Genomic DNA, 15,144 nt, shown 5'->3' on the forward strand with positions numbered 1-15,144 from the left:
ATTCCTTAAGTTGGCTGAGCAGCAGCAATGCGTGAATTTTTGCGCTGACGACGAACCATCTCGCCTGCCAGAGCCAGATAGGCCAGGGCACCACGCGATTGCTTGTCGTAAGCCAGCGCCGGCATGCCGTAGCTCGGTGCTTCGGCCAGGCGAATGTTGCGCGGGATCACCGTGTCGTACAGCTGATCGCCGAAGTGTTCCTTGAGCTGCGCCGAAACATCGTTCATTAGGCTCAGGCGCGGGTCGTACATGGTCCGCAGCAGGCCTTCGACTTTCAGGTTCGGGTTGAGCAGCTCGGCGATGCGCTTGATGTTATCCACAAGGTCGCTCAAACCTTCCAGCGCAAAGTATTCGCACTGCATGGGGATAATCACCCCGTCAGCGGCGACCAGTGCGTTGAGTGTGAGCATCGACAGCGACGGTGGGCAGTCGATCAAAATGTAATCGTAGTTGTCACGGATCGGCGCCAGCGCGCTGCGCAGACGGCTTTCCTTCATCTGCATTTCCAGCAGCACCACTTCGGCCGCGGTCAGATCGCGGTTGGCCGGCAGCAATTGATAACCGCCGTGCTCGGAGAAGTGCATGGCCTGACCCAGATCGCATTCACCGATCAGCAGATCGTAGACCGAGTTTTCCAGACCATGTTTATCCACACCGCTACCCATGGTGGCGTTGCCCTGTGGATCGAGATCGATCAACAGCACCCGTCGCTTGGTCGCGACCAGGGATGCTGCGAGGTTGATGCAGGTGGTGGTTTTGCCCACACCACCCTTCTGGTTCGCTATCGCGAATACCTTAGCCATTCTTGCTTGTGTTCCCAATCATGCCGTGCGGCGCAGTATCAGCAGATGGCGTTGGCCTTGGCAACCGGGGACGGCCAGGGCGTGTTCGCTATCGAGTTTGAAATCTGCCGGCAATGCTACCAGCTCATCGGCCGGATGAACGCCCTTCATTGCCAGCCAGCGTGTATCGGCATCGCCCAAGTGGCGAGTCCAGTTGGTGAAGTTTTCCATGCTGCTGAAGGCCCGGGAAATGATCCCGTTGAATGGTTGCGCAGGCTGGAACGCTTCGACGCGACTGTGGATAACTTGCAGGTTATCCAGCTTCAGCTCCAGTTTGACCTGAGTCAGAAAGCGGGTTTTCTTGCCGTTGCTGTCCAGACAGGTCACTTGCGAGTCCGGGTACAGGATCGCCAGCGGGATACCAGGCATGCCACCGCCACTGCCGACATCGAGCCAGCGACCGTTTTCGATGAACGACATCACGCTGAGACTATCGAGCAAGTGCCGCGAAACCATTTCATCAGGATCGCGCACGGCGGTCAGGTTGTAGGCCTGGTTCCATTTGATCAACAGGGCCAGATAACCCAGCAGCAATTCGTGCTGGGTTTCTGTGAGATTGACACCGAGCTCGCGGGCTCCTGTGGATAACTCTTCGGCGTGTTGCGAAGTGACCTTGGCACTCAAGCGCTTTGCTCCAACTGACGGCCCGCGCCGCGTTTTTTCAAATGAATCATCAACAGCGAAATCGCTGCCGGGGTTACGCCAGGAATCCGCGAAGCCTGGCCCAGCGTTTCAGGACGTGTGGCGCCGAGCTTGCTCTGGATCTCCTTGGACAGACCGGAGATGTTGGTGTAATCGATATCCACAGGCAATTTCGTGTCTTCGCTGGCGCGCAGACGGGCGATTTCGTCCTGTTGGCGGTCGATGTAACCGGCGTATTTGGTCTTGATCTCGACCTGCTCGGCGACCTGCGGATCTTCGGCGCCCTGCCCGGTCACTTCGACCAGACCGGAGTAATCGATTTCCGGACGGCTCAACAGGTTGAGCAGGTTGTATTCGTGAGTCAGCGGTGTGCCGAATTTCTCGGCAATCGCATCGCCCTGCGGGGTGTTCGGCCGCACCCAAGTGCTTTTCAGGCGCTGCTCTTCAAGCTCAATGCTTTCGCGTTTCTTGCAGAAGGCCGCCCAGCGCGCGTCATCGACCAGACCGAGCTCGCGCCCTTTTTCGGTCAGACGCAGGTCGGCGTTGTCTTCGCGCAGAATCAGGCGGTACTCGGCGCGAGAGGTGAACATGCGGTACGGCTCTTGGGTACCGAGGGTGATCAGGTCGTCGACCAGAACGCCGATGTACGCTTCATCGCGGCGCGGACACCAGGCTTCTTTGCCCTTGGCCCGCAGCGCAGCGTTGGCGCCGGCGAGCAGACCTTGAGCGCCGGCTTCTTCGTAACCGGTGGTGCCGTTGATCTGCCCGGCGAAGAACAGACCGCCGATGACTTTGGTTTCCAGACTGTACTTCAGATCGCGGGGATCGAAGTAGTCGTACTCGATCGCATAACCCGGACGCACGATGTGCGCGTTTTCCATACCGCGGATCGATTGCACGATCTGCAATTGCACGTCGAACGGCAGGCTTGTGGATATCCCGTTCGGATACAGCTCATGGGTGGTCAGACCTTCCGGTTCGATGAACACCTGATGGCTTTCCTTGTCGGCAAAGCGATGAATCTTGTCTTCGATCGACGGGCAATAACGCGGGCCGACACCTTCGATTTCACCGGCAGCGGAATACATCGGCGAACGATCAAGATTCGCCGCGATGATTTCGTGGGTACGCGCATTGGTATGGGTAATCCAGCAACTGACCTGGCGCGGATGCTGCTCCTTGCTGCCCATGAACGACATCACCGGGATCGGAGTGTCACCCGGCTGCTCGGTCATCACCGAGAAATCCACAGATTTGCCATCAATACGCGGCGGTGTACCGGTCTTCAGGCGCCCGACACGCAATGGCAACTCACGCAGACGGTGGGCCAGAGCAATCGACGGTGGATCACCGGCGCGACCGCCGGAGAAATTCTGCAAACCGATGTGGATAAGTCCGCCGAGGAATGTACCGGTGGTCAACACCACGGAATCGGCGAAGAAACGCAGCCCCATCTGTGTAACCACACCACGGACTTGCTCCTGCTCGACGATCAGGTCGTCAGCAGCCTGTTGAAATATCCACAGGTTTGGCTGGTTTTCCAGGATTTCGCGGACAGCGGCCTTATAGAGAATTCGGTCGGCTTGCGCACGGGTGGCCCGTACTGCCGGGCCTTTGCGGCTGTTCAACACGCGAAACTGGATGCCGCCCTTGTCGGTAGCCATGGCCATCGCGCCGCCGAGGGCATCGATTTCCTTGACCAGATGGCTTTTGCCGATGCCACCGATGGCCGGGTTGCAACTCATGGCGCCGAGGGTTTCCACGTTATGCGTCAGCAACAGGGTTTTTGCCCCCATGCGTGCTGACGCCAGTGCTGCCTCGGTACCGGCATGACCGCCGCCGATGACGATCACTTCAAAACGGGAAGGGAAATCCACCACGCACCTCGTGCCTGCTTAAGTAGGTCATTCAGGAAATATTGAAACCAGGTTTCTGGACCTGGTCGGCAAGTATAGGGACTTCGCCCTTTCTAAAGAACCCTTTGCACAAAATTTAACCAGCTGTGGAGAACTCGAGGTTAAAAAAAATAAAAAAGAGAGAAATTTATAAAACCTTTGTTTTTATGTTTATTCTTACTGAGCACCATTTCTGTGGATAGATCGCTACAGGCCATGTATTACAATGTGTACAGAGATTAAAAACCCTGTGCTCATGTGGCAATGAGGCCCTTGGATAACCGGTGTAAGCCTGTGGATGAAAGGGATGGTTATCCACAGAGCGGGTTATATCCAGTTTTCAACCCCCTTTATCAACTGACCTCAGGAGCAGTTATTCACAGGGCTTAGTCCACAGAAAATCGCCAACATGTCTTTTTCCGGACGCAAAAAAAGCGTCAGCTAGGGATTAGTGACGCTCGGCAAGCCAAGGGCAGGAAATGAAAAGGCTATTGTGAGAGGACGTAACAGAAGCTAATAATAGCCATTATCATTAAAACATCAGTTTCTCCCATGCCCCTACCCGCCCACACCGCTGCGATCGAGCAAATCTACGAGCAACATCATTCGTGGCTGTATGGTTGGCTCAAGGGCAAACTGCACAACGCCTGCGATGCAGCCGATGTGGCGCATGACACGTTTTTGCGAGTTCTGGCGGCGCGCAATGCAGCTCATATTCGTGAGCCGAGGGATTACCTGACGACTATTGCGCGCGGCCTGGTCATCGATCGTTATAGACGCAGGGCGATTGAAAGCGCTTATCTGCAGGCCCTCGCAGCTCGGCCGGAAGCGTCAGTCATTAGCGAAGAAGACAGGGCGCTGATCATTGAAACCCTGATCGCTGTGGATAAAGCATTGACCGGGCTGGGTCCGCGAACACGGCAGATCTTCATGCTTTCGCAAGTCGACGGACTGACTTATCAACAGATCGCCGTGCAATTGACAGTCTCGCTGACCACAGTAAAAAAACACATGATCCGCGCCCTGACTGAGTGCGCCCTGATCATGGCGCAGCCATGATGGCCGCCGCTGCAAACCGTCAGGTATTGGAAACTGCCGCCAGCTGGTATGTGCAGTTTCAGTCTCAGCCACCGAGCCTTGCCGAACAAAAGGCCTGGCAGTTGTGGATAGACAGCGATCCAGCGCATCTGGCGGCGTGGAACCAGATGGAACAATTGCAGCGCCACCTCGGTACGCTGCCGCAGGATCTGAAACGATGTGCGCTCAATAACACTGGTCAGCACCGCCGGCAGGTGCTCAAGCTGTTGCTGCTCGCAGCGGGAACAGGCTTCGTTGGCTGGAGTGCTCAACGACACACATCCCTCGGCAACGTTTGGGCCGACTATAAAACCGGTGTGGGTCAGCGTCGCACCATCAGCCTGGCCGATGGCAGCCAGATCCAGCTCAACACCGACTCGGCCATCGATGTTTCTTTCGACGCAGCGCAACGCCTGATTCAACTGCGTGCCGGTGAAATCCTCATCCAAACCGGCAAGCTTGGCGATCAGCGGCCGTTTTATGTGCAAACCCGCGACGGGCGGATTCAAGCTTTGGGCACCCGGTTCTCGGTGCATCAGATGTCCAGCTCAACCAGAGTTGGGGTGCTGGAAGATCGAGTCAGCGTTCAACCCGCGCAGTCATCCACTGCTGCGCTCATTCTGAAAGCAGGCGAAGGCGCGGATTTCGATAGTCGGCACATCGGCCTCAGTCATTCCTTCCAGTCATCAGAAGTGGCCTGGATCAACGGCCAGTTGATCGTTTTCGACGCGCGCCTGGGCGATGTAATCGCGGAGTTGGGACGCTATCGCAGTGGTGTATTGCATTGTGATCGCCGCGCCCGGGATCTGCGGGTCTCCGGGACTTTCCGGCTCGATTCGACCGACGCAGTGCTGGCCAACCTTCAGGCCTCGTTGCCAATCAACGTGCGTTATTTCAGCCGTTATTGGATCTCGATCAGCCATAGCGCTTGATCAAAAAATGCCTGGGGAAAAATAATTTCAAGCAGGGTTATCTTTTTTCGCCCTGACCCGGCCCTACAGGTAATCGCGATAAACGCGGCTCTTCGCCACCTTCAGGGCTAATCCACACATGCGTCTTCCCACGTTCCGTCAGCGCTTTTCTCCACATTGCATTGCATGCAGCTTATTGATGGCCAGCGCTGCGTCTTGTCTGGTGATCAGCAACAGCGCCTTCGCGGCGTCGACATCCCAGCGCTTCGCCATTGCCGCCGGCCCGCTGGATAGTGCCTTGAGCCAGTTCGCCGCTGCCGCCAATGTGATTCTGTCGTTCTCGCCGCAGCAGACCAGCCGCTTGCGCAGTGCCGGTTTAAATGGCGATTTCAGCGTCGAACAAGGTTTCGCTCAATTGCTGCAAGGCTCGGGTTTACAGGCAGTGCCACAAGCACCCGGCAGTTACATTCTGCAGAACGTGCCCAGCGGTGACTCCCTGGAGCTGGCGCCGACCAACATCAATGCGCAGTTGGGTAATCCAATGAATCTGGATTACACCGCCGACGTCGGCTACAAGGCGCAAAACAGCCGGATCGGTACGAAAACCAATACGCCGCTGTCGGAAACACCGCGTTCCGTGTCAGTGGTGACCGGGCAGCGCATCAAGGATCAGAAATCCCAGACACTCTCCGACGTACTCGGCTACGTGCCGGGGATCTTCGCCCCACCTTTTGCCGCCGGTGACAGTCTGGCTGGCGACCTGTTCTATATCCGTGGTTTCAACGCCACCGATTACGGCTACGGTTTGCTGCGCGATGGACTGCGCGTGCAGGGCAATCGCTATGACACCAGCACCGAGCCGTACGGACTTGAGCGGGTCGAGGTGTTCCGTGGCCCGTCTTCGCTGCTGTATGGCGAAAATGCGCCAGGCGGTCTGGTCAATCTGGTCAGCAAACGCCCGACCGCCGCGCCTCAGGGCGAAGTGCAACTGGGCTATGGCTCGAACAATCGCCGGCAAATCGGCGTAGATGTCTCCGGCCCGCTCAATGACAACGGCAACGTTCTCGGACGCGTGGTGATGCAGGGGCGCAAATCCGATACCCAGACCGAGCACGTTCCTGACGACCGGATTTATATCGCCCCTTCGCTGACCCTGAACTTCGACGATTTCAATACGCTGACGCTGCTGGCCAACTACCAGAAAGACCACACCAACATGGAGCTTGGCCTGCCGGCCGCCGGCACGTTGCTGAGTAATCCCAACGGCCAATTATCCAAAGACACAATGCTCGGCGACCCGGACTGGAATACCTTCGAACGGGAAACCTGGAGCAGCGGTTACGAGTTCAGCCACTCGTTCAACGACGACTGGCAGTTCCGCCAGAACTCGCGCTACATGCAGTCGCGCATCACCCGCCACGAAACCTGGCCGGGCAATCTGAACAACGCCGGTTTCGGCACGCGGTTGAACGTGACCGCTTACGATCGCTTCAACAAATCCATGGTGTATTCGCTGGATAACCAGCTCGAAGGCAAGTTCGAGGCGGGCGAGCTGGAAAACACCGTGCTGTTGGGCGTCAGCTACGATCGCACCTCGTTCAACCAGGACTGGAATGCCGGCGTTGTCGGGCCGATCGATGTGTATAACCCGGTTTACCTGCGCGATCCGACCACGCCAATTGCCGTGCAGAACACTTTGCTCGAGCAGCAGATGAAGGGTGTTTATGCACAGATTCAGAGCAAGTACGACCACTGGCTGTTCCTGCTGGGCGGGCGCCAGGACTGGGTCGACAGTGACTTCCGCGACAAGGTGGCGCGAGGCAGCAACATCAGCTCCGAGGACAAGAAATTCACCTATCAGGGCGGCGTGATGTATGAGTTCGACAACGGCATGACGCCGTATGTCAGCTATTCAACAGCGTTCGTGCCGGTGCAGCAGATTTCCAATGCCGGCGCACCGCTTGATCCGATCACCAGCAGCCAGTACGAAGTGGGTTTGAAGTACGAACCGATGGGCTGGGACACCGCTTTCACCGCTTCGGTGTATGACCTGCGCAAGAAGGACGACACCTATTTCGACGCAACGACGTCAACCTATCGCCAGGTGGGCGAAAGCCGCGCCAAAGGGGTGGAGCTGGAACTCAACAGTAATTTGACGCAGAACCTCAATGTCACGGCGGCTTATACCTACACCGACGCAAAAATTACCAAGGATTCGGCGACGTCGCTGGTCAAGGGCCACCAAATGACCGGCGTGCCGCGTAATCAAGCGTCGGCCTGGGCGAAATATCGCTTCCTCGACGGTGATTTGAAAGGCTTGTATGTGGCCGGTGGCGTGCGTTATTTCGACAGTGCGTTTGCCTACACTTCGCCTTCTCTCTACGGAAAACTGGATGCCGGCGACGTGACATTGGTCGACGCGGCGGTTGGATATCAGATCGATACACACTGGAGTGTCGATCTGAACGCGAAGAACCTGTTCGATAAGGAATACGTTTCGGGATGCAACGATGCAGGTCGCTGTTACTGGGGCGAGGATCGTACTTTGCTCGGTACGGTGTCCTATAACTGGTGAACAAAAAAGGGGCTGTGGATGAATTATCCACAGCCCCCTCTTTTATTTGCCAATGCAGAAGCTGGAGAAAATCCGTCCGAGCAAATCATCAGAACTGAACGCCCCGGTAATTTCACCCAGGGAATGTTGAGCCTGGCGCAAATCCTCAGCGAGCAACTCCCCAGCGCCCGCCAGGGTCAGTTGCGCGCGGCCATGTTCCAATGCCGCGCTGGCGTGGCGCAGTGCCTCCAGATGCCGGCGACGTGCGCTGAAGCTGCTTTCCGAGGTCTGCTCGTAACCCATGCACGCCTTTAGATGATCACGCAGCAGGTCGAGGCCTTCAGCGGACTTGGCGCTGAGACTGATGGTCACGTGGCCGTCGTCACTGGTTTCCAGAGCAATCGCTTCACCGGTCAGATCGGCTTTGTTCCGGATCAGGGTGACTTTCGCCGGATCCGGTCGTGATTCGAGGAATTCTGGCCATAAGGCAAAAGGATCCAGTGCCTCCGGTGCAGTCGCATCGACCACCAGCAAAACCCGATCCGCTTCACCAATGGCTTTCAACGCCCGTTCCACACCGATCTTTTCCACATGATCATCGGTGTCACGCAGTCCTGCAGTATCGACCACATGCAACGGCATCCCGTCGATGTGGATATGTTCGCGCAAGATATCCCGCGTAGTACCGGCAATCTCGGTGACGATGGCGGCTTCGCGACCGGCCAATGCATTCAACAGGCTGGATTTACCGGCATTCGGCCGCCCAGCGATGACGACTGTCATACCATCACGCAACAATGCGCCCTGCCCCGCTTCGCGCAGCACTGTGGATAACTCATCGCGTACCTTATCGAGCATGCCCAATACATGACCGTCGGCGAGAAAGTCGATTTCCTCTTCCGGGAAGTCGATGGCGGCTTCGACGTAGATACGCAGACCGATCAGTTGCTCGGTCAAGTTATGCACACGCTGAGAAAACGCACCCTGTAATGAACGCAATGCATTGCGCGCAGCCTGTGCAGAACTGGCTTCGATCAAATCGGCAATTGCCTCGGCCTGGGCCAGATCGAGTTTGTCATTGAGGAAGGCGCGCTCGCTGAATTCACCTGGACGGGCCAGACGGCAGCCCAGTTCCAGACAACGCTTGAGCAACATGTCCAGAACGATCGGGCCGCCATGGCCCTGCAATTCCAAGACGTCTTCGCCGGTAAACGAGTTCGGACCCGGAAAATACAAAGCCAGACCTTCGTCCAGCACCTGCTGGTCGTCACTGAAAAACGGCCCGTAATGAGCGTAACGTGGTTTCAGTTCTCGGCCGCTGATGGCTATTGCCGCAACGCTGGCCAACGGCCCGGAAATACGGACGATGCCCACACCGCCGCGCCCTTGAGCGGTGGCGACAGCGGCGATGGTTTCACGGGGTGTGCTCATAAAGCGGCATCCAGACAAAAGTGGCAGATAGCAAAACGCCCCACTAGGGGGCGCTTTGAGTGGTGTTATCCACAGTGCAAGTTACGCCTCGGCTTTTTTCGTCGCCGCTTCGATCTTACGCGTGATGTACCACTGTTGTGCAATCGACAGGCAGTTGTTCACAACCCAGTACAGTACCAGGCCCGCCGGGAACCACAGGAAGAAGAAGGTGAAGATGATTGGCATCATTTTCATGACCTTCGCCTGCATCGGATCCGGAGGCGTCGGGTTCAGCTGCTGCTGGATGAACATGGTTGCGCCCATGATGATCGGCAGAATGAAGAACGGATCCTTGATCGACAGGTCAGTGATCCACAGCATGAACGGCGCCTGGCGCATTTCCACGCTTTCCAGCAGAACCCAGTACAGCGACAGGAAGACCGGCATCTGCACGAGGATCGGCAAGCAGCCGCCCAGTGGATTGATCTTCTCTTTCTTGTACAGCTCCATCATGGCCTGCGACATTTTCTGCCGGTCATCGCCATGTTGCTCTTTCAGCGCAGCCAGTTTCGGAGCCACGGCACGCATGCGCGCCATCGATTTGTAGCTGGCGGCCGACAGCGGGAAGAAGATCCCTTTGATCAGCATGGTCAGGAAGATGATCGACCAGCCCCAGTTACCGACAATGGCGTGGATATGTTGCAGCAGCCAGAAGATCGGCTGGGCAATGAACCACAGAATGCCGTAGTCGACGGTCAGTTCCAGACCTGGGGACAACTCTTTCAACACAGCCTGGCTTTTCGGACCTGCGTACAGCACAGCGCTGGTTTCAACTTTTGCACCTGGAGCAGCGGTCAGAGTCGGACCGGTGTAACCGATGATGTAGTTGCCTTTGCTGTCTTTACGGGTCTGGACGATATTGTTCTCGCCCTTGGCCGGAATCCACGCAGTCACGAAGTAGTGCTGCAGCCAGGCTACCCAACCACCGGTGACGGTTTCCTTGAGCTGCGCCTTGTCCATGTCCTTCATCGACACTTTCTTGTACGGCTCGGAACTTGTCCACAGGGCGGCGCCCAGGTAAGTCGCGGTGCCAGTAGCCGTGGTCGACGAAGGATCAGCGCTGGCGTCGCGCTTCAACTGGGCAAACATTGCGCCGTTCCAGGGCTGAGCGCTCTGGTTATCCACAATGTAGGAGACAGCGACGTCGTACAGGCCACGTTTCATGGTGAAACGCTTGATGTAGTTGACGCCGTCCTTGCTGAATTTCAGGTCAACGACGAGTTGATCCTGACCGTCAGCCAGTTGGTAAACCTTCTTCTCCGAGGAATAAACCGGACGACCGGCCGGGTTTGCATCCGGGCCGTTGGTACCGATCAGACCGCTTTGCGCCAGATATACACGTTCGCCGCCGTTATCGAACAGCTGGAACGGAACGTCAGGACGATCCTGACGACGTGGATACAAAGGCAGAGTCAGTTGCGCAACGTCGCCACCCTGTGGATCGATCGCCAGATCGAGCACATCGGTCTTGACCTGAATCAGATCCTTGCTGGCGGCGACCGGCGTTTCGGCAGGTGCGCTGGTATCGCTGGCGGCGCGCGGAATATCGTCACTGGCAGCATTTGTGCCAGTGGCGGTGTCCGGCAAACCGGATGTAGTCGTACTGGAAGCAACATTCTGAGTCGGCAGGGCAGCCTGGCCATAATCCTGGTTCCATTTAAGAACCATGACGTAGGACACGATTGCCAGGGCGACGATCAGGATCGTGCGTTTGATATCCATGATTACTCGGCCATCGAAGAAGAACGGGAGGTAGGGACAGGTGGAACCGGGTCATAACCACCGGGATTCCACGGATGACAGCGACCTAAACGACGAAAGGTCAGCCAGCCACCGCGCAGAAGGCCATGATTTTCAATGGCTTCATACGCGTAGCAGGAACAACTGGGGTAGAAGCGACAGTGGCTGGCCATTAAAGGACTAATGGCATAGCGATAAAACTGGATCGGAACGAGGGCCAGTTTACGCATCGGTACTGTCTACCCCTACAGTTTCGGTTTTGACTGCCGGAACGGGCTTGTTGCGTGCCAGACGCTTCCAGAGTTTGCCGAAATGCTGAATCAATTCGGGGTTTTCTACATCACCCAAACCTTTGCGCGCGACGATAACGATGTCCCAGCCGACCAGTGAATCCTGGTGCAGACGGAACGATTCGCGCATCAGACGTTTAAGGCGATTGCGCTCAACGGAGAGCTTTACGCTCTTTTTCCCGATAACCAGCCCGAGACGGGGGTGATCAAGATCGTTGTTGCGTGCAAGGAGCAGGAGATTTTTCCCCGGAACCTTGCCGGTAGGGGAGTCAAAGACTGCCTTGAAATGCCGGGGGGTAAGCAGACGCTTTTCCCGACTGAAGTCCTGACTCACCTCCAGTACCGGATTATCAAACTGCCAGACGCGCACGACCTTTGGCGCGACGACGCGACAGGACTGCGCGGCCGTTCTTGGTAGCCATGCGAGCACGGAAACCGTGGGTACGAGCGCGTTTGATAGTGCTTGGTTGGAAAGTACGTTTCATGTCGTGTTACCTGGTTCGTCCACAACGGGCCGGAATGGCCCCCGTTTTAAGAGACCGGGGATTCTAGAGAAAGCAAGCCCTCAGGTCAATTTCCAACCAGCGTTTCCTTATAAATAGATCAGGGCAGGGTTTGAGCTCGAAAGCCTGTCAGCCAGATATAGAAATAAAGAAGGGAATTATTTAAAGCTTTTCTGTAAAGCTTGTAAAAGCTAGACACGCCATCTTCTGTGGATAACTGCCATGGGGCCTTATTCTTCGGGGTGTACAGAGAATGACAACTACAGTGGAAAACCGTGTTCAGCCTGTGCTGCGCTATCGGAAAAGCTGTGTGTGAAAGGGCTTGTTATCCACAGGCTGGTTATCCACCGGGTTTAACCCCCAGTTGTCCAGTGCCCTCAGAGGCGTTTATCCACAGGGCTTATTCATGTGCCGTTGGTCGCCTTTTAATGCGTTAACGCATTGATAAATGATGGCGATGGACCTACCTGCATGTGGATAAGTGAACCGCTCGCCGCTACAATGGCCGCTTGTTTTTGCCTCACCGGCTTTCAACTTAGGGGATATCCGTGTCAGTGGAACTTTGGCAGCAGTGCGTGGAGCTTTTGCGCGAAGAGCTGCCTGCCCAACAATTCAACACCTGGATCCGTCCACTACAGGTCGAAGCCGAAGGCGACGAGTTGCGCGTCTACGCACCGAATCGTTTCGTGCTGGACTGGGTCAACGAAAAGTACCTGGGCCGCGTTCTTGAACTGCTGGATGAGCACGGCAATGGCTCGACGCCGGCGCTGTCCTTGTTAATAGGCAGCAAGCGCAGCTCGGCACCTCGTGCCGCACCCAATGCGCCGCTGGCGGCCGCGCAGGTTGCTCAGGCGCAGGCCAATAATGTGCCAGCGAGCAATCCGGCACCGACGCCAGCCCCTGCTCCGGCCAAACGTTCCACACAGAAGGCCGCTGAAGTCAGCGAAGAACCTTCCCGCGACAGCTTCGACCCGATGGCCGGCGCCGCTTCGCAGCAGGCCCCGGTTCGCGCGGAGCAGCGCACCGTGCAGGTAGAAGGTGCGCTCAAGCACACCAGTTACCTGAATCGCACGTTCACCTTCGAAAACTTCGTTGAAGGTAAATCCAACCAGCTAGCCCGTGCAGCGGCCTGGCAGGTGGCGGACAATCCCAAGCACGGCTATAACCCGCTGTTCCTTTATGGTGGCGTCGGCCTGGGTAAAACCCACTTGATGCACGCGGTGGGCAACCATCTATTAAAGAAGAATCCGAATGCCAAGGTCGTGTACCTGCATTCCGAGCGCTTCGTGGCCGACATGGTCAAGGCGTTGCAACTGAACGCCATCAACGAATTCAAGCGTTTCTACCGTTCGGTGGATGCCTTGCTGATCGACGATATTCAGTTCTTCGCCCGCAAGGAGCGTTCCCAGGAAGAGTTTTTCCACACCTTCAACGCGCTGCTTGAGGGTGGTCAGCAGGTCATTCTCACCAGTGACCGCTACCCGAAAGAAATCGAAGGCCTTGAAGAACGCCTCAAATCCCGCTTCGGCTGGGGCCTGACCGTTGCGGTCGAGCCGCCTGAGCTGGAAACCCGCGTGGCGATCCTGATGAAGAAGGCCGATCAGGCCAAAGTCGAGTTGCCTCACGATGCCGCATTCTTCATTGCCCAGCGCATTCGCTCCAACGTCCGTGAGCTGGAAGGTGCGCTGAAACGCGTAATCGCCCACTCGCACTTCATGGGCCGCGACATCACCATCGAGCTGATCCGCGAATCCCTGAAAGACTTGCTGGCGTTGCAGGACAAACTTGTTTCTGTGGATAACATTCAGCGCACCGTCGCCGAGTATTACAAGATCAAGATTTCCGACCTGCTGTCCAAGCGCCGTTCGCGCTCGGTGGCTCGTCCGCGTCAGGTGGCCATGGCGTTGTCCAAGGAACTGACCAACCACAGCCTGCCGGAAATCGGCGATGTGTTTGGCGGCCGCGACCACACCACCGTGCTGCACGCCTGCCGCAAGATCAACGAACTTAAGGAATCCGACGCGGACATCCGCGAGGACTACAAGAACCTGCTGCGTACACTGACCACTTGATGAACACCAGCGCAGCTTATTAAGGCAAGGGACTAGACCATGCATTTCACCATTCAACGCGAAGCCCTGTTGAAACCCCTGCAACTGGTCGCAGGCGTCGTCGAGCGCCGACAGACCTTGCCGGTACTGTCCAACGTGCTGTTGGTCGTCGAAGGCCAGCAACTGTCGCTGACCGGTACCGACCTGGAAGTCGAGCTGGTCGGTCGTGTGCAACTCGAAGAGCCGGCCGAAACCGGTTCCATCACCGTGCCGGCGCGCAAGCTGATGGATATCTGCAAAAGCCTGCCCAACGATGCGCTGATCGACATCAAGGTCGACGAGCAGAAGCTGGTGGTAAAGGCCGGCCGTAGCCGCTTCACCCTGTCGACCCTGCCGGCCAACGATTTCCCGACCGTCGAAGAAGGCCCGGGCTCGCTGACCTGCAGCCTGGAGCAAAGCAAACTGCGTCGTCTGATCGAACGCACCAGCTTCGCCATGGCCCAGCAGGACGTGCGTTACTACCTCAACGGCATGCTGCTGGAAGTTTCCGCTGGTGTGATCCGCGCCGTGGCCACCGACGGACACCGTCTGGCGATGTGCTCGATGCAGGCCGATATCGGTCAGCCGGATCGCCATCAGGTGATCGTGCCGCGCAAAGGTATCCTTGAGCTGGCGCGTCTGCTCACCGAGCCGGATGGCAATGTCAGCATCGTCCTCGGCCAGCACCACATCCGCGCCACCACGGGCGAGTTCACTTTCACCTCGAAACTGGTCGACGGTAAATTCCCGGATTACGAGCGCGTCCTGCCGAAAGGGGGTGACAAGCTGGTACTCGGCGATCGTCAGGCGTTGCGTGAAGCGTTCAGCCGTACCGCGATTCTGTCCAACGAGAAGTACCGCGGTATCCGTCTGCAACTGGCCAGCGGTCAGTTGAAGATCCAGGCCAACAACCCGGAGCAGGAAGAAGCGGAAGAAGAAGTGGGCGTTGAATACAACGGCGGCTCGCTGGAGATCGGCTTCAACGTCAGCTACCTGCTCGACGTGCTGGGCGTGATGACCACCGAGCAGGTTCGCCTGATCCTGTCCGACTCCAACAGCAGTGCGCTGGTGCAAGAGTCCGACAATGACGATTCGGCTTACGTTGTCATGCCGATGCGTCTGTAATCAGC

General features: G+C 57.0%; 13 protein-coding genes. 5 read left to right on the top strand and 8 right to left on the bottom strand.

All coding sequences use genetic code 11. The features are described from left to right. Positions 1-5: 5 nt before the first annotated feature. From AB4O12_RS21625 to mnmG, 3 genes are read right to left on the bottom strand one after another with little or no spacing between them, the layout of a single operon-like run. On the bottom strand, positions 6-803 hold the full coding sequence (locus AB4O12_RS21625; protein WP_016772400.1) for a ParA family protein: 798 nt from the start codon (positions 801-803) through the stop codon (positions 6-8). Positions 804-821: 18 nt separating this feature from the next. Further along, positions 822-1,466: a 16S rRNA (guanine(527)-N(7))-methyltransferase RsmG gene (gene rsmG / locus AB4O12_RS21630; RefSeq protein ID WP_016772399.1), complete on the bottom strand. Its 645-nt coding sequence runs from the start codon at positions 1,464-1,466 to the stop codon at positions 822-824. Beyond that, entirely contained in the window at positions 1,463-3,361 is a 1,899-nt protein-coding gene (gene mnmG / locus AB4O12_RS21635) for a tRNA uridine-5-carboxymethylaminomethyl(34) synthesis enzyme MnmG (RefSeq protein WP_460059716.1), read from the bottom strand. Before mnmG ends, rsmG begins: the two co-directional genes overlap by 4 nt. Positions 3,362-3,931: 570 nt before the next feature. On the opposite strand from mnmG, the gene AB4O12_RS21640 reads away from it, so the two are divergent. The 3 genes from AB4O12_RS21640 (at position 3,932) to AB4O12_RS21650 (ending at position 7,942) form a co-directional block, all read left to right on the top strand. Continuing rightward, positions 3,932-4,438: a sigma-70 family RNA polymerase sigma factor gene (locus AB4O12_RS21640; protein ID WP_460059717.1), complete on the top strand. Its 507-nt coding sequence runs from the start codon at positions 3,932-3,934 to the stop codon at positions 4,436-4,438. After that, positions 4,438-5,388 carry a FecR domain-containing protein gene (locus AB4O12_RS21645; protein WP_236167837.1) on the top strand — a complete coding sequence of 317 codons (951 nt, stop codon included), beginning with the start codon at positions 4,438-4,440 and terminating at the stop codon, positions 5,386-5,388. The genes AB4O12_RS21640 and AB4O12_RS21645 overlap by 1 nt, the downstream gene beginning before the upstream one ends. A 118-nt stretch (positions 5,389-5,506) precedes the next feature. Further along, positions 5,507-7,942, top strand: coding sequence for a TonB-dependent siderophore receptor (locus AB4O12_RS21650; protein WP_460059718.1), 2,436 nt, complete (start codon positions 5,507-5,509; stop codon positions 7,940-7,942). A gap of 42 nt (positions 7,943-7,984) precedes the next feature. Here AB4O12_RS21650 and mnmE read toward each other — a convergent pair whose 3' ends face one another. From mnmE to rpmH, 5 genes are all read right to left on the bottom strand, one after another. Continuing rightward, entirely contained in the window at positions 7,985-9,352 is a 1,368-nt protein-coding gene (gene mnmE, locus AB4O12_RS21655; protein ID WP_041476524.1) for a tRNA uridine-5-carboxymethylaminomethyl(34) synthesis GTPase MnmE, read from the bottom strand. Between the two features lie 81 nt (positions 9,353-9,433). Then, on the bottom strand, positions 9,434-11,113 hold the full coding sequence (yidC, locus tag AB4O12_RS21660) for a membrane protein insertase YidC (protein WP_041476523.1): 1,680 nt from the start codon (positions 11,111-11,113) through the stop codon (positions 9,434-9,436). Positions 11,114-11,115: 2 nt separating this feature from the next. Continuing rightward, complete coding sequence (gene yidD / locus AB4O12_RS21665) at positions 11,116-11,361, bottom strand: membrane protein insertion efficiency factor YidD (protein WP_027901580.1); 246 nt, start codon at positions 11,359-11,361, stop codon at positions 11,116-11,118. Then, on the bottom strand, positions 11,354-11,755 hold the full coding sequence (gene rnpA, locus AB4O12_RS21670; RefSeq protein ID WP_024014946.1) for a ribonuclease P protein component: 402 nt from the start codon (positions 11,753-11,755) through the stop codon (positions 11,354-11,356). The genes yidD and rnpA overlap by 8 nt, the downstream gene beginning before the upstream one ends. Positions 11,756-11,771: 16 nt before the next feature. Next, entirely contained in the window at positions 11,772-11,906 is a 135-nt protein-coding gene (gene rpmH / locus AB4O12_RS21675; protein WP_003213577.1) for a 50S ribosomal protein L34, read from the bottom strand. A gap of 566 nt (positions 11,907-12,472) precedes the next feature. Here rpmH and dnaA point away from each other — a divergent pair. After that, positions 12,473-13,996 (top strand): chromosomal replication initiator protein DnaA, encoded by a 1,524-nt coding sequence (gene dnaA, locus AB4O12_RS21680; RefSeq protein WP_024014947.1) that lies wholly within the window; start codon positions 12,473-12,475, stop codon positions 13,994-13,996. A 39-nt stretch (positions 13,997-14,035) separates the two neighbouring features. Then, positions 14,036-15,139, top strand: coding sequence for a DNA polymerase III subunit beta (gene dnaN / locus AB4O12_RS21685; protein ID WP_016772390.1), 1,104 nt, complete (start codon positions 14,036-14,038; stop codon positions 15,137-15,139). Positions 15,140-15,144: the final 5 nt, after the last annotated feature.

It is taken from the genome of Pseudomonas sp. S2_A05 (assembly GCF_054668485.1).